Raw genomic sequence first — 25,604 nt, 5'->3', positions numbered from 1 at the left:
GGAATACCCCCGCCACCCGCATGGTTGGCCCCGCCGTAGGCAAAACGCATGCATGTGCATTGATCCAGGGAAGGGCCTGTCATGAAGATCGGCATCATCGGCGCGGGCAACATCGGCGGCAACCTCACCCGGCGACTCACCACCCTCGGGCACGACGTCTCCGTCGCCAACTCCCGCGGTCCCCAGACACTCACCGCGCTGGCCGAGGAGACCGGCGCGACACCCGTGACCGTCCAGGAAGCGGCGCGCGGGGCCGAGGTCGTCGTCGTCACCGTCCCCCTCAAGGCGGTGCCGGGCCTGCCGTCCGGGCTGCTGGACGGGGCGGCCGACGGCTTCGCCGTCATCGACACCGGCAACTACTACCCGCAGCGCGACGGCCGTATCGACGCCATCGAGGACGACGGCCTCACCGAGAGCCGCTGGACCGAAGGCCACATCGGCCACCCCGTGATCAAGGCCTTCAACGGCACCTACGCCCAGGACATCCTCGACCGCCCGCTCCCCGCCGGTACTCCCGACCGCCAGGCGCTCCCCGTCGCGGGCGACGACCAGGCCGCCAAGACGAAGGTACGGGCACTCATCGACGAACTCGGCTTCGACACCGTCGACGCCGGCGGTCTCGACGACTCCTGGCGCCAGCAGCCCGGCACCCCGGTCTACGGCCTGCGCGCCGACGTCGAGGCTGTCACGAAGGCCTTGGCGGAAGCGTCTCCCGAGCGGCCGGCGGACTTCCGCGGCTGACGAGCAGGAGACCGTCGCAGGGGCGGGTCGCTCCGCAGGAGGGTGCGACCCACCCGGGAGGGGAGAGACCGGACGTCTTCTGAGGACGGTGAGGAGTGCGGAGCGGGAGGTACCGATCCCACTCCTCGTCCGTCAGATCCCTGCCACGGGTCGAGAGATGACCTTCGTGACTCCTCCCCCGCGTGAGTGCGAGGGCTTCTCGCTATGCCGGGTTGGCGTCGCGACGGACCAGCCCGGCCCGTAGAACGTTGCGGGCGCCCACGGTGTCCGCGTGCGCCGAGTGGCCGCACGAGACGCAGTGGAACTTCTCCTGGGTGGGCCGGTTCTCCACTGAGACGTGCCCGCATTCGGGGCAGGTCCGGGAGGTGTTGCGGGGGTCCACGGCGATCACTTCTCGTCCGGCGCTTTCAGCCTTGGCGTGCAGGATCGTCAGGAACACCCCCCATCCGGCATCCGAGATCGAGTGGTTGAGTCTGGCTTTCGCGGCGGCCCCGTTCGGCAGGAACGCGCCCGGCTGTTCGGGGTCGGGCTTCGGCTCGGGGGCCTTGACCATGTTGCGGATGCTGAGGTCTTCGTGCGCGATGACATCATGTTCGCGGACCAGGCCCAAGGCGGTCTTGTGTGCGTGGTCGAGCCGCTGACGGCGGACCTTGCGGTGCAGGTCGGCAACCTTGTGGACGGCACGGCGGTGGTTGGCGGTCCGCTGGTCGCGCCGGACCCGCGGGAACCGGGCAAGGGCTTGCTGTGCGGCTTCCAGCTTCCCGGCAGCCCTGCGCCCGTGACGCGGGTTGGGAACGAACCCGCCGTTGGAATCGGCAAGGAAGTTGGCGATGCCCATGTCGACGCCGACCGCACTGCCCGTCCTGGGCAGCGGCTCGGGCTGTGCCTGCTCGGCAGTGAGCACTACGTACCAGCGCTTGCCCTCGCGCTTGACGGACACGGTCTTGACCTCGCCGGCCACCGGCCGGTGCTGGTTGACCTTGACATGCCCGACACCCTGGAACCGCACGCGGGTCACCCGGTCGTGCGGGGTGGAGTCCCAGCGGCAGCCGTCGCCGTCCTTGGGGAAATCCACCGTGTCGAACCAGTTCACGCCCCGAAAGCGCGGGTAACCGGGAGTATCGCCGGACCTGACCCGGCGGAAGAACGCGGCGAACGCTCTGTCGAGACGGCGCAACGTGGCCTGCTGGCTGGAGAATGACCACCGGCCCTGACGCTCCGGGTCGAAGGCGCGGATCTCCTTGAGCTGCGCCGACTGCTGACCGTACTTGATGCTCGTCTTCGACACGTGCCGGTAGGCGTCACGGCGCTCCTGCAATGCCCCGTTGTAGAGGGAGCAGTGATCGCGCAGCATCTCGCCGAGCGCGATCGTCTGGCCCACGGTGGGCCGCAGGAGGAACGTGTACGCACGAATCACCGGCCCACCCCCCTTCCGAGTCGTTTTCCGTGATCCTACGACGCTTGGTGTACGTCACCGCGCTGGGAATCAGACCCCGATATCCGCAGAGGCCGTCAGGTCTCCCACCACCTTCACGCTCATTTGGTGTTTGTCACGAAGTACCGGCGTGGCATCTTCGATGACGCCATGCTCGAACGGTGCGAGGAGATCATGCGCGAGGTGTGCGCCGGCTTCGATGCGGAGCTGCGGGAGTTCAACGGCGAACAGGACCATGTGCACCTTCTCGTGCACTACCCGCCGAAGGTCGCCCTGTCGAAGCTGATCAACAGCCTCAAGGGCGTCAGTTCCCGCTATCTGCGGGCCGAGTACACTGGCCGGATCAACCGCATCGGCATGGGCCCGGTCTTCTGGTCCCGCTCCTACTTCGCGGGTTCCTGCGGCGGAGCGCCGCTCACCGTGATCCGTCAGTACATCGAAGGCCAGAAGCGGCCTGTCTGACCGTCACCCCTGAAGGCGCAGAGAACTCCGGCGCTTCTCGCCTCCGGGGTAGGGATGCGTTTCCCTCCGCGGCTGAAGCCGGGGATACCCACGCAAGATCAGGGATGGCGGCGCGAGCGAGAAGCCGACACGGGTGGGCCCGCCGCCGCGAGGAAGCGGCGGGCCGCATGATTCTCCGGGCCCGCCGGGGGGGCTGGGCGCTGAGGGTTCCGTGCCCCCTCACGCTTCCCCTCCACTTGGCGCCAGGCGGCGAAGGGGCTGTGCGATCCGGGTCGTTCAGGCCTGCTGCAAGCGGCCCGAGCGCAGGGCCGCGATGACGCCGCCGTCGACCAAGAGGTCGTTGCCGGTCACGAAGGAGGCATCGGGGCCCAGGAGGAAGGCCGCCGCCGCGGCGATGTCCTCGGGGGTGCCGAAGCGCCCCGTGCCGGAGGCGTCGACCATGGCGCGTATGTGGTGGCCGCTCTCACCGGCCAACTCCTGCTGCCCCATGGGGGTGATGACGGCGCCGGGGCTGATGGAGTTGATCCGCGCGCCGCGCTTGCCCCAGTCCGCGCTGGCCGCCTGTACCCGGAGGCGGTTGGCGTACTTCGCGAGCGGATAGGCGCCCCGAGCGCCCAGCGTGTCGGCGTCGGCGAAGGGCAGGGCGAGCAACTCGTCGGCGAGGGCGTGAGCGAGCGCGTGTTCCTGCTCGGCGGTGAGCGCCGCGGCAGGGAGCATGTGCCCGGCCATGCTGGCGATGACGACGCCCGCTCCGCCGGGAGCGACCACCCGGCCGAACTCTTCCAGGACCAGCGCGGTGCCGAGCAGGTCGACCTTGAGGATCGCGGCGGCCGGCGCCTGGGCCGGAGAGAGTCCCGCGGTGTGCACGACCTGGGTCACTGCTCCCAGTTCGGCGGCCGTGTCCGCCAGCGCCGCGACCGACGTACGCGACGAGACGTCCACGGCACGGGTGGTGATGGTGTGTCCGGTGCCGCGCAGTTCGTCCGCGACGGAGGCGAGCGCCTTCTCGTCGAAGTCGGCCAGCAGGAGGGTGCTGCCGGGGCCTTGACGTCGGGCGATGGCCCGCCCCATCCCACCGACTCCGATGACAACGATGACCTGCGAACTCATCACGCCTCCAATAACATTACGTGTCGTTACGTAAATAAGGGTAGCGCTCCTAGAATGGCCGCATGACAGAGGTACGGCGACGCGGCAGGCCCCGGAGCACGGGGACGGACGAGGTGATCCTGGACGCCGCGCAAGAGGTGCTGCTCCGGGACGGCTACGCGGGGCTGTCCATGGAGAAGGTCGCCGCGCAAGCAGGGGTGGGCAAGCCGACGGTGTACCGGCGGTGGCCCTCCAAGGCGGCCCTGGTCGGCGATGTCACCCGGCGCGCCTTTCTCGCCGTGGCCCCCGGCGGCGACATTCCGGCAGCTGCACCCCAGCACGTGGCAGAGGCCATCAGCACGTGGTTCTGCCGCACCGCGGACGCGGCGGCCGATCCGGACCACGCGGCCCTCATCCTGGCTCTCACCGCGGCGGCCGCGGAGAGCCCGATGGACGCCGAGTCCCTCTACCTCCACCACACCCGCGACCAGCACATCGCCCTCGCCGACCTGATGCGCACAGCGGTGTCGAGCGGGGAGTTCCGTGCCGGCACAGACGTCGACGCGGTGGTGGACGCCCTCTTCGGGTCCCTTCTCTACCTCCTGCTCACCTGCCGCGGGGAGACAGCGCCGAAGCGGGCCGCAGGACTGGTGCGCGTCCTGCTCGACGGATTGCGACCCTGACGGGCCCGAAGCGAGCCGCTGTTCCAGCACAGCTGGGCAGGCCCCCACGGCGGAGGGTCAGGAGGCCCACCGGCGCACGGTGGATCCCGGTGTCGGAGCAATGAGGGCGAGCCGTTCTCAGTACGGCGATGTGGTGCGCCGCGCCCAGCGCGTCGGCAGCCACAGCGCCGGCGCACCGTTCCACAGGCCGAGCCATCCGAGGGAGAGCGTCCGTCCACCGACGACGTCGGTGAACCAGTGCGCTTCGAGGTAGCAGCGGGTGAGTCCACGGCCGCACCCCATGCTCCGCCGACCAAGGCGAGCAGAGCACCGCCTCGCCAACGGCGGCTTGGTCGAGCGGCCGGCGACGACTCCGGCCAGTACGACCAACGGGTATGCGACGGCATAGCCGCCTGTCGAGGTGAGCCGCCTTGGCGAACGCCACCACGGCATCGGGGCGGTGATCGACGGACCAGTTCAGGACTCCGTTGTCCCATCGGCCGTGTGCGGGTTCCGTCGGGTCTGCCCGGTCGGCCCAGCCCGCCTCGCGCGGCGGGTTCCGCACCGGTTGGCTGACAGGTGGCGACGGCACACAGGGGCGGGAGGCGGGATGACGTGGGCGGCGAGGGCACGGCGTCTGCGCGACACCGCAGAACAGCGGTTTCCCGTCCTCACCGAGCTGACGGAGCGGCTGCTGTCGGCGAACCTGCTGGACGCGGGCACCCGACTGGCGGCCCAGGCGTTCCTGGCCGCTGTCCCTCTGCTGTTCGCCTTCGCCGCCTTCGCGCCGCAGACCGTGCGCGAGCAGATCCTCAGCTCCCTGAACGCGATCTTCGGCCTCGACGGCGAAGCCTCCGACCAGGTGCGACAGGTACTGAAGGATCCCGCCGCCAAGACACTGCGCGAGACCAGCGGCGCCATCGGCGTGGTCATCGCGCTGGTCTCCGCGACCAGCTTCAGCCGCGCGATGGCCCGCGTCTGCGAACGGGCCTGGAAACTTCCCAAGGCGGGCACCCGCATCGCGGCCTGGCGCTGGATCGTCTGGCTGCTCGCCCTGCTGGTGGTGCTGCTGTTCCAGGCCCCGATCCGCGACGGATTCGGCGCGGGACTCTGGCTGGGCACCCCGCTGCTGTTCCTGGTCGGCACAGGCGTATGGCTCTGGACGCAGCACCTTCTCCTGGCGGGCCGCGTCGGCTGGCTCCTGCTGCTGCCGGGCGCGATCCTCGCCTCGGCCGCCTCCAGCGCGCTCGGACTGACCGCCCGCATCTACATGCCCGGCGCGCTCAACCGCACCCTCGCCGAGTACGGCTCCCTCGGCCTGGTCCTGACCGCCCTGTCGTGGCTGATCGTGCTCTGCGCGGCCATCACCTTCGCGGTCACCATCGGGGCGGTGCTCGCGGCCGAGCCGCCGCTGAATCGGTGGCTGGGCGGGGAGACGGTGACGCGATCGACGGGGGCCCCAAGCGACTGATCGGCGGTTGCCGAGGCCGCCTCCCGTGTTCCTTCCCGCCCGGGGTGGGGACACAGCGGTATCACCGTGTCCCCACCCCGGGCGCCGGGAAGTTCACCTCATGCACCGTGCGCCGTGACACGTTCCTTGGCCACGGGCGCCGCGAAGGTTCCCACCTTGCTGGCCGTCAACGCTGAACTACAGGGGCTGACGGAAGAGACGACCCCCAGCCCGGCGGCAACAGAGCCCACGAACCGTGATCCAGCCACTCCCCGAACTGGACGGGGCGGGAACCACTGACGTGATCCAAGGACAGCGGGACGATCAGGTCACAGGTAGCCCGCCCGTCCCACCAGACCGTGCCGGCCAGCGAACCTGTCAGGGCCAACAGGGTGGAAAAGCCGCAGCCGTGCTCCTGGATGACGACTGCACCGGCCGTCTTCAGTTCCTCGAACCTCTCGGCCTCGTCGGCCCAGGCATGCAGAGCCGTCTGATACGCGGAGTCGTCCTCGAACGCCTCAACCTCTGGTTGACGGTCCATCAGTTCGTCGTCGGCATCGGCGTAGGAGTCGGGATGCGGAAAGGGAAGGGTCAACAGCTCTCGCCGCCACGCATCGTTCCCGGCCCACCACCAACCACGCCCGGTCCGCTCAAGCCTGAAAAGCGCCCCGCCCGCACTCACCTCGCGCAGATACGACCGGTACTCCTCGGGAAAAGACACACCGAGTTCCCGTTCGGCCTCGGCGATCTCAACTTGGGTGAGGGGCAACTCCTTCATGGGACGAGCCTAACCGTGTCGTGCAAACGACCGGCGTGCCCAGAAAAGGCGCGGCGCTCGAACCGTCTGACGAGCGACACTGGCGCTGTGCTGATCATGGATGCCGTGCTGGAGACCTACAACCCGACCGAGTTCACGCCGTGGCCCGTCGCCGATCCGACCACAGACCACCTCCTGGCTCTGTCCGGTCGGTTGTCCCCGCGTGAAATCGGCACCGCCATGGCAGTCCTGACCAGCTACAACAAGAGCGATCACAAAGCCCAGGCCCGCGACCCCGAGGACAGCGCGGAGCAGGTCAGCATGTTGCTGACCACTGACCAGGTCATCGCTCCCGGTGGCATCCGGGTCCGGGACACCTCGACCGGAACAATCGCTCCGCCTGGCTGCTGCTTCGGCCTGGAGAACTGGCGAAACTGGATGGATCTCATGAACGGCAGAATCCCTTGGCTCGGCCACGACCCCACACCACGCGCCGAACTCGCCGGGGAGACCGTCAGACTGTGTCCTGACAGCGAACACCCGGTCGGCCTCCCCATCGAACTGCCCCTGGCCCGGATACCCGAACTCCTGAGCTCCGTACAAACCCAGCTCATTGCTTTCCTGACCGCCATCGGAGAGTGGGCCACCCGGTACACCCCGCTCCTCACCGACGCCTTGGTCGCGAAACTCGAGAAGGACCTCGCCATCAAATCCCCGCTCTGGAACAACCGGAGGTAAACCACGTCGGCATGCAACGGGTTCGAGGAAGACAACCAGGTTGACGGATGACGGAGGTGGGGGCGGGGCACGGCAATAACAGCAGACCCGAGCCGTCGGCCGGGGTCTGTTCGACCCACCCCCCATGGCCGCGAGTCCCTCACGATCTCCGTCCGGCCCAACACCCCGCACCGTATCCCCCGCCACTGACATCGACGCTCGTAGCGGGTCCGGGTGGTCATGGCTCTGCCACTGCCTCACAACACCACCAGAAAAGCCGCCCTCAGCCAGCGAACCGGAAGGTACGCCACCCACGGCCGTCGCGAACCAGACCGCCGCGCTGCTCCAGGTTCTTCCGGTGGTAGACCGCCTGCGCCATCCCCCGCGTGCCGAGATCCGCACCAAGCGCTTCGACGCCCACCGCTCGCAGCCCGGGCGGCGCAACTCCTGCGCGAGGGCTGCCTGGTGGCCTGGTGACCATCCTCAGCAGGCCTGATCCGACGGTGCGCGGTCGTCATTGATCCTGCGGGGCGCCGCTCCGAGGATCGGTTTCCTCGGACGTGCCGCGTCGGGCCAAGGCTGGCGCCCCGAGCCTCGACATGGCCGCCGCTGCCCTCACCGATGCCGATGCCGGTCCCGTCCCCGATGCCCGGACTCTCCCGCTACGCAGCCAGCGTCTCGTCATCCTGACGGACGCTCGCCCGGCTCGCACGGTACTACTCCAGCAGCGCATCGGCCGCCGGCAGTGCCTGCTTGACGTTGCCGGCCCCGGTCATCACGCACAGCGTGTACGTCGCGTCCTCAAGGTCCCTGCTCGTACGGCCCGTGGGACGTACGTCATGTTCGATCCTCGCCTGAGCGAACCTGGCCAGAACAGCCCGCAGTTCCTTCTCCGCAGGAACGATCACGGCGATACCCCTCTCTCACAGCCCTCCCGCAGAACGACCACCGCACCGCAAGGAACCAGCTGCATCCACCCACAGCCACCACGGCCCGCAACCGGGCGCGCCGAACACATCCCCGGTGCCCCACCCCGCCAGATCCATGCCCTCACACCAGTGACGCGACCAGGCCGGAAGACGCCACGTCCCGGCCTCTCCGCCACCACCACCGGCGACCTGCCCGCCAGGGACGTGGAAATCGTGCGGTGATCGAATCGAGAGGTCCCGGGGGCGACTCTCACCGTCACCCACATGCCACGAACCCTGGTGCCGATCAGCCAACAGTGACGTCCCGCACGCACCGATACCGGGCTCGTCAGGTCCGAGGTCTACCAGGGCGAGCGGGTATCGCGGAGCTCTTGAGGAGTCTGTTCTGGCAGGACCGTGTTACCTCCGGCCCTGCCTGCGCGTGGATGACCACACCAGTCAGACGGCCCGCAGGAAGCCAACTGACGCTCACCCAGCAGACCGCCAGCCGCGCACTGTCCGCTGCACGAACCCCTGCCGAACGCGGCATCGCACGCCCGAAGTCCTGAGCATCTTCCGCAGAGCCCAATGCAGTCCAAATCGAATGACGCCAAACTCCGCCGCCCTCCTCACTCTGGACCGTCAAAACTGAAAGACCTGCCTGGTAAGGCTTAGGTAATGATTGGCCAGAGCTGGCTGAGCGCTGCTACGGCAAACGGAAGACTCCGGGCTGTGGCTGTACTACGTGGGCTACGCGCAGGGACTGCCAGGTGACACTCGCTAACATGGGTGGAAATGCCATTCCTTTTGCGAGGAACGCGGATAGGTGGCCTAGTCGTCCTTCCTTCTGCAACTGCGCCAGCACAGGGGGAACCATGGATCCAGAGTCGCAGCAGCAACAACCGCGCCGCCGACGCTTTCATCTGCGCCCGTGGCAGACAGTGATCGCCGCAGTGATCACGGCTTTCGCAGCCGTGGTTACTGCCTTCCTCGCTGCTGGTGGCGGTCCTGAAGGGCAGACGCCAGCTACATCTGCCTTTCCAACGATGTCTCAGACTCCCACCCAGACGCGGACCAACACCCTTGGTTGCGAGTTTCCGGCAGTCGAGTTGAGTGCACCGGAACAGGCAGGCAGTACGTTCCAGACTACGGCCAAACTCAACTGTTCTCCGCCGGCAGGGACGAAGTACTACTTGGTCGCCCAACTGGACAACTTCGGGGACCCGGGTACCGAGCACACCATCTACTGCCCGAAGGATCCGATCAAGGCGGGCCAACCGGCGCGGACTTACACCGCGACGCGCGACATCTCGAAGTCGGAACTCCACTCCAAGCGAACCATGTATTACCTGAAGGTAACCAACGATCAAGAGCAGGAACTGCTGGCCAACTTGCAGGACGACTGCGCTTTCGAACTTCCATCCGGGGTCGAGACGGTCTCAAACTCCGTCACGGTCGAGCGCGCCTGGAAGTGACGTCTCGCCAGCCGTGAGTTCGATCGCGACAATCACCTTGAGATGTCAACAGACTCCGATTTCCCGGGCTGCGAGGCTTATCTGAAATCGGTGGGTGTACGAGGAGTGGTCGGTGAACCGCAGCGATGACCTCATAGGGGCATGTCTCATGGGGAAACCGGCTTTGGCGTGAGGGACGTGGCGGACCGGCCCGGTGCGCAGCCGTGGCAACGGGCTTGGGCTCTGTCGGATTACCTCCACGACGAGGATGCTGCGGCGATGCCTGCCACTTGAAGTTGCCCTCCGGTCCGCCTCGGCCTCGACTTCACCGGCATGGCGGGGTGAATCGTTGTGAGAGAGGATGCTGGGCATGACTACTTGAAGAGCACCAACTGGACAACAGCGCTGGCGCAAGGTCGGGACCTGGGACTCGGTCTTTAGCGCGTCCCGTCGCATATGTTCCGCTTGCGGCACGCCCGTCCGCTCGAATCAGTACCGATTTCATCCGCCCGAGTCCGACATGTTCGAGCGGTGCATCGGACTCGCTTGGTGTTCCAGCTGCAGGATCTACAGCGGCAACATGGTGCACGTCCCGTGGAAGCGGGTCCTGATCGACGCGCTCGCTTCGCTTCCCCTCGAACAACGGGAAAGAATCGGGCGTTCGGAAATACGGCTGATTGAGTACCTAGACCGCCAGGCCCGAGACAACAATGACTAGGTTCTACCGGTCAACTGGTTTCGGGGCAGCCTTCCCCGGCTGTCCTGCCTGGTGATTCCCGTTCGACGGCGTGGCCTTGCGTGCTCTTCGTGGGGCAGACCCCGAGTTCTCCTGGACGGCACCATGGCCGAGTGCGACCGCCTCGGTGACGGCCCGGTCGACTACTCGGCCGAGCACCGCCGGCACGGGGGTGAACGTGCAAGTGGTCACCGACCCCCAAGGCGAGGCGCTGTGGTTGCTTCCGGCCCTGCCTGCACGTGGGTGGCCACACCGGCCAGACGGCCCGTAGGAGGCCAACTGACGCTCACCCAACAGAGACCGTCAACCGCGCACTGCTCTCGGCACGAGCCCCGGTCGAACGCGCTAACACACGCCTGAAGTCCTGACGCAACTTCCACAGAACCCGCTGCAGCCCGAATCGAACGACGCCAATCGCCGCCGCCATCCTCACCCCGGAGCGGCAACGCTCGACACGAAAGAGGGCTCCGCCGCGAGCAGACCGTCAGGTCCACTGTTCGTTGTCGCGAACCGACGCGTACTCGAAGAGCAGGTACAGGTCGACGCACTGGGTACCAACGAGCGGGAGGGTGAGCGCCGTGATCTGTTCAGCGTCCCATCCAGGACGGGGCGAAGGCAGATGAGGTAGCCGATCGGGTCAACCGGCGAAGGCTGCCGATACCGAAGGGAATCGGTCAAACGAGCCAAGGGTGGCGGCCCGCCGTTTGGCAGGTCAGGGGCCTTTCACGCCGTCAGACTCCTGGGAGGGAACGCGCTGGTGGGGCGTGCGTGTGAGCGATACGGAGTGGGTGTGACCGAGCGCGGCAGGGCCGGCGACCGTGCCGTCCGGGCGAGACGGGGCTGGGTGTGACGGATCAGAGCGTCCATCGCTCACACGTGGCAGCGGGTGACGGACCGGATGTGCGGCAGTACGGCAACGAGCAGCGGCGCAGCAATCGTCCGGTGCGTGTGGTGCCGCGGCACGTGGCCTGTGTGATGGACGGCAACGGCCGCTGGGCTCAACGGCGTTCACTTCCACGGACGGCGGGTCATCAGGCCGCCGAAACCACCGTCATCGACATCATCGAGGCGGCCCGTGCGGCCGGAGTCGAGTGGCTCAGCCTGTACGCCTTCTCCACCGAGAACTGGAGCCGTCCCGGCACCGAGGTCGACTACCTGATGCGTCTGGTCCGCCGGATGGTGCGCAAGCACGCGCCGTTACTGCTCGCCCGCGGCATCCGCTGCCGTTTCCTCGGAGCCGCGGATCCGCGCATCCCCCGTGAACTGGCCCGGGACTTCGCCGATCTGGCGACGCTGACCGCCGGCAGCAAGGGGATGACGCTCACCGTCGCCTTCGACCACGGCGGACGCCAGGACATCGTCGAGGCCGCCAGGTCGCTGATCCGCAAGGGAACGCCCGCCCACGATGTGACCGAGCGGCTCTTCGCGGACCACCTGCCGTTCCCCGACACCCCCGACGTCGACCTCGTCATCCGCACCTCCGGCGAGCAGCGCATCTCCAACTTCATGCTCTGGCAGGTCGCTTACGCCGAGTGGGTCTTCCCCGAGGTGCTCTGGCCGGACTTCCGGGCCCCGGACTTCCTCACCTGCCTGCACACCTACCGGCACCGTGACCGCCGCTTCGGCGGTGTGGCGCCCCGGACGAACGGAGACTCTCCATGACGACTGGAACAGCGGGAACGGCCGACGAGGCACCCCTGCTCGGCCCGGACTCGCAGTTCCGCGCCATGTTCGACGATCCTCGCTGGGCACTGGCCATCATCCGCGCCACCGTGCTCGAAGCCGCCCACCCGCAGATCGGCGCCGCCCTCGCCGACAACTCCACCTTCGTCGCCCATCCGTGGCGTCGACTGCGCAACACCTTCCTCAGTATGCGGCGCATGCTCGACGCCGACCCGGCGGTACGCGAACGGGAGGCCGCCCGGCTCAACAGGCTGCATGCCCGCATGAGCGGTTCCGACTCCCGCGGCCGGGCGTACGACGCCATGGACCGCGCGACCCGCGCCTGGGTGGTCGCCAGCCTCTACGAGAGCGCCGTCACCATGTGCCGGCTGAGCGGTCAGCCGCTCGACCAGGACACCATGGAGCGCATGTATGCCGAGTACCGCGCGTTCCTCGCGGCGCTCGACGGCGACGCCGGGGAACTCCCCGAGGACCTGAAGGACTTCTGGCAGTACTTCGACCGGGTCGTCGAGAACGAGTTGGAGAACACCGAGGCCGCCCGCATCATCCTCTACCGGCTCTTCGATCACCTGCCCGCGCCGGCGCTGCTCGACGGCGCGCCGACACTGTGGGCGGCCGGCCGGGCCGTTGTCGGTCCGCTGATCGGCGCGATCACCGTTGCCTCGCTCCCGGAGCCCTACCGGCGCCGGGCCGGCCTGCCCGAGATGCCGGGCGCCCCGACGCTCATGCAGGGCGCCTATCTCGCCGGCGGGCTCACACGTTTCCTGCCCAAGGGCTGGATCAATGCCGAAACCATCATCGAGGGCCTCTCACTCGCGCCCGACAGCGACGATCCCCGCTCCCGAGCGGTCACCGCGCTGCGTGCCCGCATGAAACGGGCATCGGCCCTGCTCCGCCTCCTCACTCCGCTGAGCGGTGACCCCGGCCCCTACCCCTCCCCCTCCCCCGATGCCTCGGCGGACACGGGAGAGGTCCGGCGCTCGGCGGAGGAGTTCTTCCGTCAGGTGCTGGACCAGACCGGCGACGGCTACCTCGACTGGCCCGACCTCGCCGCCATGGCCCGCGAACTCGCCACCCGCCTCGACCTGGACGAACCCGAGGAGACCCGGCTCTACGACGCCTTCGCCGCCTGGTGGCGCGAGCTCCAGGCCGCTCTCGACACGGACGGCGACGGCCGTGTCAGCGCCGACGAGTACGCCGCCGCCGTCCCCTCCCTCTCCGGACCCGCGCTCATCCGCGTCGCGGAAGTCCTCTTCGACGCCACCGACAAGGACGACAGCGGGACCATCGACGCGGACGAACACCGGGCGCTCTTCCGCACGGCCTTCCACCGCGACCTCACCACCACCGACGGCACCTACAGCCGCAGCGTCTTCGTGAGCGAGTTCCTCTCCTTCATGTCAGGCCGCCGCAGGAACTCCGCCTACGACCCCCTCCTCGCCGACGCCTGAGACCGTGCGAGGGGCGAGTTGTCCGCAGCCAGGTCGCGATGCCGTCGCGGCGCACCGTACCTGGCTGTACGGTCCGCCGCGGGCGAGCTGTCTCAGGTGGTCAGTCCGGCGCTGGTCAGCCAGATGTGTTCGCATGTCGCTGCTGCCTCCTGAAGCTTCTCGCGGGACTCCTGCGAGGCGTGGTAGAAGGTCCGCTCGATCATCCAGCACAGGACACGTGCCATCGCTGAGGCCTGCTCCGGGCGGGCGCCGGGCGGGATACCGGCCCGTTCCAGGACTGCCGTGATGGCCGTGATGAACAGGTCGGCTGTGTGGTTCCACAGCTCGCCGATCTCCGGCACGGTCAACGACAGGTCGATCGCCGTGCGCATGACCAGACCGTGCTCGTTCCAGAGCTCGACCGTGCGCCGCATGGCCGCCGCGATGGCCTGATGTGGCTCGTCCGTCTCAGCGGTGGCCCGGGACCGTTCCCACAGATGCTCGACGGTCCGGGCGACGAGTGCCGTGACCACTTCCTGCTTGGAGCCGAAGTAGAAATACAGGGCGCCACGTGTGATGCCGGCGCCCTGGGCCACGTCGCCGACGGTCATGGCGTCGTATCCCTTGTGCGCCAGCAAGTCCTCGCAGGTGTCGAGGATGGCCCGCTCCCGGACATCCCCCTTGCGCTCGGTGGTGCGACGGCCCCGCGCGCCAGGCTGACCGGGCATCAGAGCTGCGCGCCCTCGGCGTGGTCCGTCGTACGCGAGAGCGCCTCCCACGTACGGATGTCTTCGTCCACCGCCGTGCGCGCGGCGGTGACCAGTCGCAGCGCGTCCGAGCCCAGCACGAGGTGGACCGGGGGCTGGTCGACCGAGGCGATGTGTACGACCGCCTGGCCGGCCTTGGCCGGATTGCCCAGCTGGTTCCCGCTGGCCTTCTGCCGCGCTGCGCGGATGGGGGCGAACAGTTCGTCGTAGTCGTCGATGGTCCGCGGGGCGCGGGTCATGGAGCGTCCGGCCCAGTCGGTGCGGAAGGAGCCGGGTTCGATCGCCGTCACATGGATTCCGAACTGAGCGACCTCCTTGCTCAGCGCCTCCAGGATGCCTTCGAGGGCGAACTTGCTGCCGCAGTAGGCGGACATGCCGGGTACGGCCATGAGCCCGCCCATGGAAGTGACGGCCATCAGGTGTCCGCGGCGCCGCGCGCGCATGTGGGGCAGCGCGGCCTGCAACGTGGCTACGGCCCCGAACACGTTCACCTCGAACTGCCGCCGCACCTCGGCCAGGGGGGTTTCCTCGAAGGTGCCCTCCAGGCCGTAGCCGGCGTTGGCGACGACGACGTCCAAGGGGCCCACGTTCCGCTCCACCTCCGCGACCGCGGCGGAAACGGCGTCAGCGTCCGTCACGTCCAGGATGCGGCCGTGAGCGTGGCCGGGCCCGAGTTCTTCGAAGGCCAGCCGGTCGTTCTCGGAGCGGACGGTACCGACCACGGTGTGCCCGGCGTCCAGGGCGGCTTGCGCGAAGGCGCGTCCCAGACCCGTGCTCACGCCGGTGATGAGCCAGTTCTGCTTCTGCACTGTTCCTCCAGCAGGGTCTTGCGAGGAGCCGGCACGCTCCCTCCAGCAGAAAGTCTACACAGTGTCGATTTTTATCGTTGCTGCGTCGATTCCGGATGACGGCTCCGGTCCACCCCCGCGCACGGAAGGGGCACCGCGGTGACGAACCTGGTCCCCATGCGGGTCTCGGCCGAACAGCGGCCCGCTGCCGGGCCCAGCCTCGTCCCTCGCGAGGCCAGAGCAGAGGAGTCGGCGGTGTTCAGCACCAAGGCCACGGGCAGCGAAGTCGGACGCCGCCCGGCCGTCACCGCGACGAAGACTGGCACCGTACGCACGGTGTATGCGATGGGCCGCTCCGGCGCCCGCCCTGGTACGTGGCCACGGCGTCAACGGCGGCGTGATCCGCACGGCCATCGCCGCCGGCTTTCCCGACCAGACCGCCAACAAGGAGGCCTCCGCCCCGGCGCAGCCCGTCGGCCTGATCGAAGTCCCTGCGGACTGCGGGCTATTGAGCGGCGGCGAGGACTCGAAGGCGGTCCAGGGTCTCCCGCATGACGTCCCGCAGGTCACGGCTTTCGGTGGCGTCGCCCCACTGGCTGAAGGCGACGCGGAACACCGCTGTGCCGGTCTCGGCAGCCAGGCCCGCTTCGAGGGTGTCGACACCTCGCCGTCGCAGTGCGTCGGTCAGCGCGGCCGTCAGGGCGGCCTGCTTGATCAGCTCGCGTTCGCGGAGATCGGTGTTGGCCGCGATGACTGCCTGACGTGCCTGTGCGCGCTCACGATTGTCGCCCGCGAGCTCGGCGACGGCGTCGAGGACGGCGGCGACGACTTCCAGCGCCGACGTGGTGGGGGGCATCTTCTCCACGATGTCCTGGACCTGCTGCGCCAGGTCGGCCGAACCGTCGAAGAGCACCTCGCGCTTGTCGGCGAAGTGCCGGAAGAAGGTGCGGGCGGTGACGCCGGCGCGCTGGGCGATGTCGGCCACCATCGTCTGCTCGAATCCGCGCTCCATGAACAGTTCCAGCGCGGCCTCACGAAGTCGCTCTCTGGCCCCAGGTTCCCACCGTCCCATGCCACGAGTGTAGGTGAAGTCATCCGGTGACATGCCTCCGCCCGAGTGATGTCAGCTCATGACATCAGGGGTGTTAGAGTGATGTCACATGATGACATCACTTGAGGAGGCGGCCATGGAGCGGATCCAGTACCACCAGTACGGCGGACCCGAAGTCATGCGACTCGAGGAGTTCGAGCCGGCCCGGCCCGGCAGTGGCCAGGTCCTGGTCCGGGTGCGGGCCGCGGCAGCCAATCCGATGGACTGGGGTCTCCGCAGCGGCGCCTTGAAGATGGCGACCGGGCGGGCCTTCCCCCGCGGGCTGGGCCATGACTTCGCAGGCGTCGTCGAGGCGGTCGGACCGGGCGTCACCCGACTCGCCCTCGGTGACGCGGTACTCGGCGGAGCATCGATCAAGGCCTCGGGGGCCTTCGGTGACATGGTCGTCGCCGACGAGAAGGCAGTCGTGAAGAAGCCCGCGCATCTCTCCTTCGAGGAGGCCGCCGCCCTTCCGACCGTCGGGCTCACCGCCTTCCAGGCCCTGACCAGAAAAGGCAAGCTGCAACCTGGTCAAGCCGTGTTCATCAACGGCTGCCTCGGTGGAGTCGGTCGAGCCGCCGCTCAGATCGCCCTGGCGCACGGCGCCTCGGTGGGAGGCAGTTGCCGCGCCACCGCCACGCAGGACGCCCGTGACCTCGGTATCGACCCGATCGTCGAGTTCGGCTTCGCCCCGGACACGCTCGGCCGGCGGTTCGACATCGTCCTCGACACCGCCCACACGCTGTCCGGCGAAGGAGCGAAGCAACTGCTCAAGCCGGGCGGACGCATCGTCGGCCTCCACCCCACGCCCGCAACGTTCGTGAGGGCTGCTCTGCCGGGCCCCTTCCGCGTCCTGGTCGCCCAGGCCTCGCCAGAGGATCTCCAGGAGGTCGCGCGCGCCGCCGCACAGGGCCTCCTGCGGGTGCCGATCGCTCGCACAGTACCGCTCACTCACGCCATCGAGGCGCTCACCGAACTCGAGCGCGATGGCACACCCAAAGGCGGCAAGCTCATCATCACGACCGCCTGACGATCACCGCCGGCAGACCGTCGGCTTCCCCCTACAGGAGCTCTTCGCATGAGGGCACAGATCTGGATACTCGGCGGCACCGGGCGGAGCGGTCGCACCATCGCGGCACACCTTGCCGAGCGCGGCCTGACGCCCGTCCTGGTCGGCAGGGACGCGGGCCGCCTGCGCGCCGCGGCGGAGCGGACCGACAGCGAAACGCTGCAGGCTCCTTCCCTGGCCACCGCCGCCTCGGAAATACGGCGCCGACGACCCGTCGTGGTCATCAACACGGTCGGACCGTTCACGGCAACGGCCCCTGAAGTCGTTCACGCCTGCCGTGCCGTCGGCAGCCATTACCTCGACCTGGCGAACGATGTCGCAGCGCTATCCGCCGCGTTCGAGAGGCACGACGCGGCCACCCAGGCAGGTCACACGCTCGTCACCGGCGCGGGCTTCGGCGTGACCGCCACCGAGAGCGTCGTGGTGAAGCTGTGTGAGGACCGCCCCGCGCCGCTTCGTGTCCGGGTCGACATGGTGCCCTCGATGGCCCTGGAAGAAGGCACTGCCGGTGAAGCATTGATCGGCACCCTCTTGGGAGGCCTCGTAGGCCATCAGATCGCGGACGGCCATCTGGCGCCCGCCCGGATTCTCAGCGCCGCGGTGCGTCTCACCTTGCCTGACGGATCGCAGGTGACCACGGCAAGCATGCCGTTGGGCGAACTTCTCGCGGCTCACCGGGCGAGCGGCGCCCAGCACGTCCTCTCGGCGTCCAGCGAGACACCGTCCTCGCCCGTGATCCGGGCGATGATGCCGGCCTTGAGCACGCTCATGCGGTGGGAGCGGCTGCGATCGTTCACCACGCGCCGCCTCGCGAAGGTACGCGTCAAGGCGAAGGAACGCCCGCGTGAGCACTCCTGGGGGCACGCCGTCGTCACCTGGGCGGACGGCGAGACCCGAGAGGGATGGCTACGCCTGGGGGACGCACAGGCGTTCACCGGGGCGGTGGCCGCGGAGATCACCCGCCGACTGCTGGCCCGTGAGGGTCGACCGGGCGTGTACACCCCGGCCGCCCTCTTCGGTCCTTCCCTGGCCGAATCGTGCGGCGGCCAGTACCTGTTGCCCGAGCCCGGCCGGCAACGCCACGAGTACGGCTCCGACCCGACGCACTGACCTGTCGTTGACTGCCGGTTCGGCGCCAACACCACGTACGCCACCTCGAGCTGCACGGCGCCCGCCGGATCCACTCCTGAGGTGGACGTGAAGACTGACGAACAACTCAGTCCGTGTCCTCTTCGTTCGTGCCCTCTTCGTCCGCGTCTTCCTCCATGCTCTCGTACCCGGAGTGGATGAGCGCGGAGAAGCTGGAGTACTTCGTCGGGGCGCCGTACTTCGGTGCGAACTCATAGGCGGCCCACTCCCCGTCCGGCCCGACGTCGGTCGGATCGAGCAACCAGAAGTCCTCTCCTCGGGCGATCTCGATGGACCGGCGAAACAACTGAACGTCGTCCTCGTTGCCGGGAATCGAGTCGTAGATCTCGGTCACGCGACTGCCGGCGTCGCTGTCCCGCATCCACACGACATCGCCGCACGGATGGACACCGTCCACCCAGCCGTCCAGCCGCGTCCACCCGTCACTCGCCAGGAAGAATCCCCGCACGCCGGGCGGGAACCGCACTCCGAGCCGCTCCTCGGAGGACACCAGAGCCTCCTCCCGAGCAGGGGCTTCACCCAACCACGGCTCAACCCGCTCCCCTCGGTCCCAGGCCTCCAACTGATCGTCGTCCAGCAGGTCGACCAACTCGTCACCATCGGCACGGACCTTCACGTACAGCTCGCCGTATCTCTCCAGAAAGGCACGCCACTCCTCCGGCGTGGTCAGAACACCGGCAACTTCGTTCTCTTCAGGCTCAGTTGTCTCACTCATGCCGGTCATGATGCCGGGTGGCTATGACAATGCCTGCGGCTTCCGACCGTACGGAGTGCGAGGGCCAGCTCGTAGTCGCCGCCTCCGACACGGACGTGGCATGTGACGACACCGCCCGGGGCACCGGCGATCCCGGCATATCGCCGCAGCGACCACGGCAGAACCGGCAGGGAGTCACGACGGGCCAAGTCCACTCACGCACGAAGGATGCACGCGCTAACAGCCTTCTGGCAAAGGGGACTTGAGATCTCTGACAAGATCTCTGCGAAACGAGGGGGCTGGTGTGCGGAGCGTCGTCCCGGGAGTGCGGGTGGTTGGTGAACACCGATCGACGCATGAGGGGCCGACTGCTCGTGTCAGCGTTCGCGGGAACTTGGGAAGGGCGAACTTGTGAGCTTAGGTACCCCGGAGGGTAATCCGTACCGGCAGCCGTGGCCGCCGGGCGGCAGGGGCGGCCCTTGGACTCCACCTCCTCCGCCTCCTCCGCCGACGCCGGACGTCGTGTGGTGGCGGCGGTTGAACGGGCTCCGGGGTGCCGAATGGGCTTCGCCGACCGACGTGTTGCGGATGGCCTGGACATATGTCCCCTTGCGCGTGGTGCTGTTGGTGCCCTGCACCTGGTGCCTGACGATCCCGCTGCTGGTCGGCTACGCGCTCGCACATTCCGCACGTAGAAGGGCACACACCCTCTTCCCGCCACGAGCGATACGCCGCATCCAGGACCCGCAGGTGATCCGCATCCAGACGTGGAGGACCTGGACCGCGACGGCCTTGGCGCTGCTCCTGCTCGCCGTCTACGGAACGGCGGACGATCTCGCCGACGCCGAGCACCAGTTCGCGGTCCGCCTCTTCGTGACGCCGGTGCTCCTGCTGCTGAGCGCGCCGGTGGTCATCGGCCTGCTGTTCCGGTGGGCCACGCCACCCACCCGGGCCCGGATGGGACCACCGCTGCGGGTGGCCGGCCGGTCGGCCCTCTGGTACATCGGCGCCGTCATGGGCGTACCGCTCCTGGTGACGCTCCTGTTCTGGGTCTCGGACAGCTCTGAGGGCTCCGGCCGGAGCGAGGTACCGGCGTGGATACCGCAGCTGATCGTGCTGCCGCTGCTGTGGCTGCTGTTCTTCGTGGTCTTCGCCACCGGCTCCGCGATCCGGAGCGGCTTCAACACGGCCGATGTGCATGCCGTGTTGCCCGCGCTCCTGACCGTCCTGCTGGTGTGGGAGTTCGCGGTGCTCGGCTTCATGACGGGCGGCGGTCTGCCACCGGGGCCGCCGGTCGTCCAGTATCTGACCGTGCTCGGCGGCCCGGCCTCGGTGACCGCGCTGGCCTGGTGGGAACTGCGCAGGCTGCGCGAACGCCACGGTGTGACGCTGCGGAACGATCCCGCTGGCCGGTGAACCGCTCGCCGGGGCCAGCCCGTTGCCGTCGGTTCGGGACGTGACGTCGTCACTTCAGGCGACCGTTGAGGTCGACAGTCGCCCGGTCGGCACGTCTCCGGCGGCGGTATGGGCGGGAGGGGACTCTCGCTGCGACGGGTCACCGTCGTGCAGCAGGAGCGGGCGCAGCTCCCGGCTCCCGCTCGGCGAAGCTCTGGAGCCGGGCATTGTCGCGCATCAGCTGGAGCAGTCCGCGCAGCCGGAGGTCCGGCAGGCGGTAGTAGAGGCCGCGCTCCCCCAGCCGGGCTGCGGCGTCGGCGACCTGCATGGCGGCTAGGAGGACACCGCGGACCTCGCTGACGGAGGTGACGACATCGCCCACCGCGACGACGTATCCGCTGTCGGGGCCGTCACGGTGGAGACGGTGGGCGAGCCGTTCCACCGCAGCCTGCGGATGCCGTCTTTTCGATCTCTCGCGCAGAGCATCCTTGCGCCACCACCAGGCGTGGAACGTCGACATCCAGCCCGGGCAGCGGGGGGTACGCGAGGAGTTGAGGTCCCTATGAACTCGGACTGCTCAGTCGTGACGTCGCTTCCTTCTGTCAGGGCCGAGGCCGACGTCGGCCAACGCGTCCGAGGCCGCGTTGAGAAACGACACGAGGGGATGGTGCACGGCCAACAGAGCATCCTCTGCCGCGCGTTCGTGTTCCTGCGTGGCGCTGCCCTGCCGCAGAAGCCGGATCCAGCGATACACCTCGCCCCGCGAAACGAGCAGTGCGCCTGCCGCCTCGAATGCGGCCGCCGTCAGTGTCGGCGGGCCTTCCACCGTCACCGCCGCCTGCCGCAGCTGAAGCTCGCCGTGCAGCCGTTCACCGGCCTGCGCGTACGCCCGCTCCGCGGCGTCCAGCAGCCCACCTCGGTCCCGTTCGTCCGCGTCCGTCGACCCGGCCGCTGACTGCGCTGCCTCCGAATGGAGAGCGTGCACTTCCTGAAAGCACTGGGCGAACGCCACATACGCAGCTCGCCGCGGCTCGCGCAGCAACCGCAGGTGCTCGGCGCGCAGTTGTGTCCGGACCTGCCCCCGGCCCAGAAAGCCCGTCACCACAGCGGCACAGCCCGTACCCAACGCCCCCACAGCCGCGCCGAGCAGCGCGGCAAGTCCCGCATCCATGAGGCAGCAGCCTAGAGCCGACACCAACGGGCGCGCGGCGTCCGCCGTTGCTCCTTGGCCTCGGCGGCGCGCAGTCCGGCGTAGGCCGGGGCACGCCCTGGAGGCCACGGCGGGGTTCGGCGGTGGAGAGGCTCTGCATCTTGGATTTCACGGTGAGCAGCACCTCGCCGGTGCCCCGGGGGGCGGGCGGTGAGATCCGTCGCGGGGAACGCGCCGCCGTGAGTGCCGTTGCGATGAGTGGTGCCGAACCGGGACAAGGCGCACGGCGATCCGCCTGCCGCGTCAGCTCGTTGACGCCAGACGCTCCGCGGCCCACTCCTGGAAGCTGGTCAGGGTGATACCCCTCGCTCGCGCGAACTCCGGGCGGGCCGGCTGGCCTACGACGTCCATGAACTCGTGGGTCGCGCCCATGTCCCCCATACCGGCGGCGCGGGCCTGCGCCTCGGTCATGTCCGGTGCCGCGAGGGGCACGCCCAGGGCGCGGGAGAGAACGTCCGCGATCTCGGTCATGCTCAAGTAGTCGCTCGCGAGCTCCAGTTCCACGCGGTTCCATGCGGCGGGGGCGGAGAGGGCGGCCGCCGCAGCGCGGCCCACGTCCTTCGCCGCCACGAGCGCCAGGCGGGTCTCCGGTTTGACGATCGTGACCAACCCTCCCTCGACACCGCGTGGGAAGTAGAAGCGCATGGACGGCTCGAAGTTCTCCATGAAGAAAGAGGGCTTCAGCAACGTCCAGTAGGGGACGTCGAGTTCGCGCAGCCGGTTCTGGATCGCAGCCTTCGTGCCCAGCGGGGCGTGCATCACCGCCCAGCGGCCCTCGGCCCAGCCGGGCGCCTCGGTGTGCTGCCCGACGCCGCTGGTGGAGGACTGGACGAACTGCTCCACGCCCGCGGCCCGTGCGACCGTCATGAGGTTGTCTGCCTGGCTCACCTCGCCCGCGAAGTCGAAGCCTTCCCCCGTGTACGCGGGCATCTGGACGGAGAACACGGCCCGGACACCGTCCACCGCGGCCTCGAGGGTGGCCGGTTCGGTGAGATCGCCTACGACCAGGCCGGCACCCCGCTCTTCCAGGGCGCGCGCACCCGGTGTGTCCGGGTCACGGACCAGGGCACGCACGGGCGTCTTCTGTGCGAGCAGAGCTCGCGCGGTGGCGCCGCCCTGGCGGCCGGTCGCGCCTACGACGAGGACGGGGGCAGTCGACTCAGTGGTCATGGGTTCCTCTTCGCTTGTGTGACAAGGGCTCGGGCACGACCGGAGGCCGGGGCGCGCGACGACTCAGCACGAAACGGCGGGGCCCGCCGTTTCGCAGTCGCTAGAATATGGCGGGGCCCGCCGCTTATCAATGTTGAGGGAGCACATGACCGGCCATCGATCGGACGCCCGGCGCAACTACACGCGCATCCTCGCCGTAGCCGAGGCCGAGGTCGCGGCCCGAGGTGCACAGGCCTCCCTGGAGCAGATCGCCCGTACGGCGGGCGTCGGATCGGCCACCGTTCGGCGGCACTTCCCCACCCGCAAGGCGCTGCTCGAGGCCGTTTTCCAACAGCGGATCCTCGCGCTGTGCGAGCGAGCCGGAACGCTGCGCGGCGAGCCCGACAGCCGGTCAGCGCTCACACAGTGGCTACGCGAGCTCCTCGCCTACTCACTCGCCGCGCGCGGCCTGGCCGACGCCCTCTCCTACCAGCCGCTTCAGGACGACGTCCCCGACAGTTCCTGCTCCACCGCCATCGCGAAAGCCGGCGCCCCACTGGTCCAGAGCGCGATCGACGCGCGCGCCATCCGCGCGGACGTCACCATCGACGATCTGCTCACCCTGATCGTCGGAATCGCGCTCGCGACCGAGAACTTCACCGACCCGGCCGTTCCGGCCGACCGGGCCTTCCGGCTCGCCCTGTCAGGTCTTGGTCCTGCCTCGGACCGCGAGGACTAGCTTCAGCCGACGTTCGTCCGTCGGTGCTTCAGGCTGTGGCAGCGCCTTCGCGGTCCGCGAGGGCGCTGATGGCCGTGGCCGTGAGGCTGTGGGTGATGTGGTCGCGCATGAGCTGCCACGCCTCGGTGGCCAGGCCCTCCTCGACGAGGTCGACGAGCCGGTGGTGTTCCTGGAAGTCCCGGGTCCGGGGTTCTTCGCCGGGCGGGAGTTCGAGGCCGAGGCGGCGGTATCGGTCGGACTTGTCCCACAGGTCGTCCAGGAGCCGGATGAGGGCGTCGTTGTGCGAGGCCCGGTAGAGCGCCTGATGGAAGGCCCGGTGGGCGGTGAGCGCTTCCTCCCCCCATTCGCGGGTGACGGGGAGGAGTCTGCCGACGGCCTCGCGCATGGCGGCGATGTCGTGGTCGGTCCGTCGCCGGGCCGCGAGTTCGGCCGCGGTCGGGTCCAGGGAGAGGCGCACCTCGAACAGCTGGCGGGCCTCGTCCGAGGTCATGGACGAGACCCGTACGTCGCGATGGGTCTCGACGGTCAGGAGCCCTTCGCTGCTGAGCCGGCGGATGGCCTCGCGCAGGGGGGTGATGCTCATGTTGAGCGACTCGGCGAGGTCGTACTGCGCGAGCCGCGACCCGGCGGGGAGGGTGCCGAAGAGGATCCGGTCGCGGAGCTCCGCGTAGGCGAGATCGCTCTTGCTGAGGAACAGGTTCTGGCCTGCCATGGCTCGGGGCCGTTCCTTTCCTGACGCTCCTGCCGCTTCCGTACCCCCTTGACATCGCGCCGGGGACCGACTCACTCTAACAGCCGTCACATCTTATAAGATATGAGAAAGGCTCGTAGTGAAGATCACCAAGGTGTACGAGGGCGTCGTCCCGATCAGCTCCTCGATCCGCAACGCCTGGATCGACTTCCGCTCCATGGACTGCTCGATCGTGGCGATCGAGAGCGACGTCGTCCGCGACGGGAAGCCGGTCGTCGGCTACGGCTTCAACTCCAACGGCCGCTACAGCGCGGGCGAGATCCTGCGCCGCCGCATCCTGCCCCGTCTGCTGGAGGCCGAGCCCGACAGCCTGCTGGACGAGCGGGGCGGCCTCGACCACGCCAGGGCGTGGGACGTGATGATGACCAACGAGAAGCCCGGCGGACACGGCGAGCGCTCGGTCGCCGTCGGCGTCGTGGACATGGCCCTGTTCGACCTGGCCTCCAAGATCGAGGGCAAGCCCCTCTACCGCTACCTCTCCGACCGCTACGGCGACGGCCGGCCCGACGACTCCGTCTTCGTCTACGCGGCCGGCGGCTACTACGCCCCCGGCAAGACCCTCACCGACCTCCAGGACGAAATGCGCGGCTTCCTCGACCTGGGCTACGACGTCGTCAAGATGAAGATCGGCGGCGCCGGCCTCGCCGAGGACCTGCGCCGCATCGAGGCCGTCATCGAGGTCCTGGGCGGCGACGGCTCCCGTCTGGCCGTCGACGTCAACGGCCGCTTCGACCTGGCCACGGCCCTGGAGTACGGCCGGGCGATCGAGCCCTACGGACTGTTCTGGTACGAGGAGATCGGCGACCCGCTCGACTACCACCTCAACGCCACCGTCGCCGAGCACTACGCCGGGCCCGTCGCCACCGGCGAGAACCTCTTCTCCCTCCAGGACGCCCGCAACCTGATCCGCTACGGCGGTCTGCGCCCCGACCGCGACATCCTCCAGTTCGACCCCGCCCTCTCCTACGGCCTGGTGGAGTACCTGCGGATCCAGGAGATGCTCCAGCAGCACGGCTGGTCCTCACGCCGCTGCATCCCGCACGGCGGCCACCAGTTCTCCCTGCACATCGCCGCGGCGCTCAAGCTCGGCGGCAACGAGTCCTACCCCGGCGAGTTCCAGCCCACCGGCGGCTTCGCCGACGACGCCGTCGTGGAGAAGAGCCGGGTAGGCCTGACCGACACCCCCGGCATCGGTTTCGAGAGCAAGGCCGCCTTCTACGAGGTGCTGCGCGCACTGCACGGCTGAGCGGCCCCGTCGCCGTGCCTGGTTGCCGATCAC

The 25,604-nt window shown here is 68.8% G+C and carries 26 protein-coding genes and 1 pseudogene; 14 read left to right on the top strand and 13 right to left on the bottom strand.

The features are described from left to right. Positions 1–81 precede the first annotated feature (81 nt). Positions 82–741 (top strand): NADPH-dependent F420 reductase, encoded by a 660-nt coding sequence (locus tag ACIPSE_RS34355; RefSeq protein ID WP_401670521.1) that lies wholly within the window; start codon positions 82–84, stop codon positions 739–741. A 202-nt stretch (positions 742–943) separates the two neighbouring features. On the opposite strand, the gene ACIPSE_RS34350 is transcribed toward ACIPSE_RS34355, so the two are convergent. After that, positions 944–2,158: an RNA-guided endonuclease InsQ/TnpB family protein gene (locus ACIPSE_RS34350; RefSeq protein WP_401670518.1), complete on the bottom strand. Its 1,215-nt coding sequence runs from the start codon at positions 2,156–2,158 to the stop codon at positions 944–946. An 81-nt stretch (positions 2,159–2,239) separates the two neighbouring features. On the opposite strand from ACIPSE_RS34350, the gene tnpA reads away from it, so the two are divergent. Then, a complete protein-coding gene (gene tnpA, locus ACIPSE_RS34345) occupies positions 2,240–2,638 on the top strand; it encodes an IS200/IS605 family transposase (RefSeq protein WP_401670618.1) in 399 nt (132 codons plus the stop codon). A 276-nt stretch (positions 2,639–2,914) separates the two neighbouring features. On the opposite strand, the gene ACIPSE_RS34340 is transcribed toward tnpA, so the two are convergent. Beyond that, positions 2,915–3,748, bottom strand: coding sequence for an SDR family oxidoreductase (locus ACIPSE_RS34340; protein WP_401670515.1), 834 nt, complete (start codon positions 3,746–3,748; stop codon positions 2,915–2,917). A gap of 62 nt (positions 3,749–3,810) precedes the next feature. On the opposite strand from ACIPSE_RS34340, the gene ACIPSE_RS34335 reads away from it, so the two are divergent. After that, the gene (locus tag ACIPSE_RS34335; protein ID WP_401670513.1) at positions 3,811–4,410 is read left to right on the top strand and encodes a TetR/AcrR family transcriptional regulator; all 600 of its coding nucleotides are present in this window, start codon (positions 3,811–3,813) and stop codon (positions 4,408–4,410) included. 117 nt (positions 4,411–4,527) lie between these two features. Here the strand turns inward: ACIPSE_RS34335 and ACIPSE_RS34330 are convergent, their stop codons facing one another. Continuing rightward, positions 4,528–4,692, bottom strand: coding sequence for a hypothetical protein (locus ACIPSE_RS34330; protein ID WP_401670512.1), 165 nt, complete (start codon positions 4,690–4,692; stop codon positions 4,528–4,530). A gap of 307 nt (positions 4,693–4,999) precedes the next feature. On the opposite strand from ACIPSE_RS34330, the gene ACIPSE_RS34325 reads away from it, so the two are divergent. Continuing rightward, positions 5,000–5,860 (top strand): YhjD/YihY/BrkB family envelope integrity protein, encoded by an 861-nt coding sequence (locus ACIPSE_RS34325; RefSeq protein WP_401670510.1) that lies wholly within the window; start codon positions 5,000–5,002, stop codon positions 5,858–5,860. Between the two features lie 166 nt (positions 5,861–6,026). Here ACIPSE_RS34325 and ACIPSE_RS34320 read toward each other — a convergent pair whose 3' ends face one another. Further along, entirely contained in the window at positions 6,027–6,617 is a 591-nt protein-coding gene (locus ACIPSE_RS34320) for an SMI1/KNR4 family protein (protein ID WP_401670508.1), read from the bottom strand. Between the two features lie 87 nt (positions 6,618–6,704). Between ACIPSE_RS34320 and ACIPSE_RS34315 the strand changes: the two genes are divergently transcribed. Continuing rightward, positions 6,705–7,334 carry a hypothetical protein gene (locus tag ACIPSE_RS34315; protein ID WP_401670505.1) on the top strand — a complete coding sequence of 210 codons (630 nt, stop codon included), beginning with the start codon at positions 6,705–6,707 and terminating at the stop codon, positions 7,332–7,334. 695 nt (positions 7,335–8,029) lie between these two features. On the opposite strand, the gene ACIPSE_RS34310 is transcribed toward ACIPSE_RS34315, so the two are convergent. Then, positions 8,030–8,221 carry a DUF5133 domain-containing protein gene (locus ACIPSE_RS34310; protein ID WP_401670503.1) on the bottom strand — a complete coding sequence of 64 codons (192 nt, stop codon included), beginning with the start codon at positions 8,219–8,221 and terminating at the stop codon, positions 8,030–8,032. A gap of 875 nt (positions 8,222–9,096) precedes the next feature. On the opposite strand from ACIPSE_RS34310, the gene ACIPSE_RS34305 reads away from it, so the two are divergent. From ACIPSE_RS34305 to ACIPSE_RS34290, 4 genes and pseudogenes are all read left to right on the top strand, one after another. Beyond that, a complete protein-coding gene (locus tag ACIPSE_RS34305; RefSeq protein ID WP_401670500.1) occupies positions 9,097–9,696 on the top strand; it encodes a hypothetical protein in 600 nt (199 codons plus the stop codon). A gap of 802 nt (positions 9,697–10,498) precedes the next feature. Then, positions 10,499–10,860: pseudogene (locus ACIPSE_RS34300) on the top strand (IS5/IS1182 family transposase); the annotation flags it as partial. 493 nt (positions 10,861–11,353) lie between these two features. Continuing rightward, the gene (gene uppS, locus ACIPSE_RS34295) at positions 11,354–12,073 is read left to right on the top strand and encodes a polyprenyl diphosphate synthase (protein ID WP_401670616.1); all 720 of its coding nucleotides are present in this window, start codon (positions 11,354–11,356) and stop codon (positions 12,071–12,073) included. Further along, positions 12,070–13,545 carry an oxygenase MpaB family protein gene (locus tag ACIPSE_RS34290; protein ID WP_401670498.1) on the top strand — a complete coding sequence of 492 codons (1,476 nt, stop codon included), beginning with the start codon at positions 12,070–12,072 and terminating at the stop codon, positions 13,543–13,545. Before uppS ends, ACIPSE_RS34290 begins: the two co-directional genes overlap by 4 nt. A 92-nt stretch (positions 13,546–13,637) precedes the next feature. On the opposite strand, the gene ACIPSE_RS34285 is transcribed toward ACIPSE_RS34290, so the two are convergent. The 3 genes from ACIPSE_RS34285 to ACIPSE_RS34275 all read right to left on the bottom strand — a co-directional run bounded on the left by ACIPSE_RS34285 (position 13,638) and on the right by ACIPSE_RS34275 (position 16,151). Then, a complete protein-coding gene (locus ACIPSE_RS34285; RefSeq protein ID WP_401670495.1) occupies positions 13,638–14,252 on the bottom strand; it encodes a TetR/AcrR family transcriptional regulator in 615 nt (204 codons plus the stop codon). Continuing rightward, positions 14,252–15,100 (bottom strand): oxidoreductase, encoded by an 849-nt coding sequence (locus ACIPSE_RS34280; protein WP_401670493.1) that lies wholly within the window; start codon positions 15,098–15,100, stop codon positions 14,252–14,254. Before ACIPSE_RS34280 ends, ACIPSE_RS34285 begins: the two co-directional genes overlap by 1 nt. 484 nt (positions 15,101–15,584) lie before the next feature. Then, entirely contained in the window at positions 15,585–16,151 is a 567-nt protein-coding gene (locus ACIPSE_RS34275) for a TetR/AcrR family transcriptional regulator (RefSeq protein WP_401670491.1), read from the bottom strand. Between the two features lie 88 nt (positions 16,152–16,239). On the opposite strand from ACIPSE_RS34275, the gene ACIPSE_RS34270 reads away from it, so the two are divergent. Then, positions 16,240–17,199, top strand: a complete 960-nt coding sequence (locus ACIPSE_RS34270; RefSeq protein WP_401670489.1) for an NADP-dependent oxidoreductase — start codon at positions 16,240–16,242, stop codon at positions 17,197–17,199. Between the two features lie 48 nt (positions 17,200–17,247). Further along, the gene (locus tag ACIPSE_RS34265; RefSeq protein WP_401670487.1) at positions 17,248–18,348 is read left to right on the top strand and encodes a saccharopine dehydrogenase NADP-binding domain-containing protein; all 1,101 of its coding nucleotides are present in this window, start codon (positions 17,248–17,250) and stop codon (positions 18,346–18,348) included. A 106-nt stretch (positions 18,349–18,454) separates the two neighbouring features. Here the strand turns inward: ACIPSE_RS34265 and ACIPSE_RS34260 are convergent, their stop codons facing one another. Then, positions 18,455–19,111: an SMI1/KNR4 family protein gene (locus ACIPSE_RS34260; protein ID WP_401670484.1), complete on the bottom strand. Its 657-nt coding sequence runs from the start codon at positions 19,109–19,111 to the stop codon at positions 18,455–18,457. Between the two features lie 558 nt (positions 19,112–19,669). On the opposite strand from ACIPSE_RS34260, the gene ACIPSE_RS34255 reads away from it, so the two are divergent. Continuing rightward, a complete protein-coding gene (locus ACIPSE_RS34255) occupies positions 19,670–20,497 on the top strand; it encodes a hypothetical protein (protein WP_401670482.1) in 828 nt (275 codons plus the stop codon). Positions 20,498–20,636: 139 nt separating this feature from the next. Here ACIPSE_RS34255 and ACIPSE_RS34250 read toward each other — a convergent pair whose 3' ends face one another. The 3 genes from ACIPSE_RS34250 to ACIPSE_RS34240 form a co-directional block, all read right to left on the bottom strand. After that, a complete protein-coding gene (locus tag ACIPSE_RS34250) occupies positions 20,637–20,996 on the bottom strand; it encodes a hypothetical protein (protein WP_401670480.1) in 360 nt (119 codons plus the stop codon). 57 nt (positions 20,997–21,053) lie between these two features. After that, the gene (locus tag ACIPSE_RS34245) at positions 21,054–21,647 is read right to left on the bottom strand and encodes a hypothetical protein (protein WP_401670478.1); all 594 of its coding nucleotides are present in this window, start codon (positions 21,645–21,647) and stop codon (positions 21,054–21,056) included. Positions 21,648–21,929: 282 nt separating this feature from the next. Next, positions 21,930–22,856 (bottom strand): NmrA family NAD(P)-binding protein, encoded by a 927-nt coding sequence (locus tag ACIPSE_RS34240; RefSeq protein WP_401670476.1) that lies wholly within the window; start codon positions 22,854–22,856, stop codon positions 21,930–21,932. A 145-nt stretch (positions 22,857–23,001) separates the two neighbouring features. On the opposite strand from ACIPSE_RS34240, the gene ACIPSE_RS34235 reads away from it, so the two are divergent. Continuing rightward, positions 23,002–23,574: a TetR/AcrR family transcriptional regulator gene (locus tag ACIPSE_RS34235; RefSeq protein ID WP_401670474.1), complete on the top strand. Its 573-nt coding sequence runs from the start codon at positions 23,002–23,004 to the stop codon at positions 23,572–23,574. 28 nt (positions 23,575–23,602) lie between these two features. Here ACIPSE_RS34235 and ACIPSE_RS34230 read toward each other — a convergent pair whose 3' ends face one another. Further along, positions 23,603–24,286 carry a GntR family transcriptional regulator gene (locus ACIPSE_RS34230; protein WP_401670472.1) on the bottom strand — a complete coding sequence of 228 codons (684 nt, stop codon included), beginning with the start codon at positions 24,284–24,286 and terminating at the stop codon, positions 23,603–23,605. 118 nt (positions 24,287–24,404) lie between these two features. On the opposite strand from ACIPSE_RS34230, the gene ACIPSE_RS34225 reads away from it, so the two are divergent. Further along, positions 24,405–25,571, top strand: coding sequence for a mandelate racemase/muconate lactonizing enzyme family protein (locus tag ACIPSE_RS34225; protein WP_401670469.1), 1,167 nt, complete (start codon positions 24,405–24,407; stop codon positions 25,569–25,571). Positions 25,572–25,604: the final 33 nt, after the last annotated feature.

This window comes from Streptomyces sp. NPDC090106 (assembly GCF_044747265.1).
In the GTDB taxonomy this organism is placed as follows: domain Bacteria; phylum Actinomycetota; class Actinomycetes; order Streptomycetales; family Streptomycetaceae; genus Streptomyces.
The sequence above is the reverse complement of the archived record's forward strand: the minus strand, read 5'-3'. Positions and strand labels throughout refer to the sequence as shown.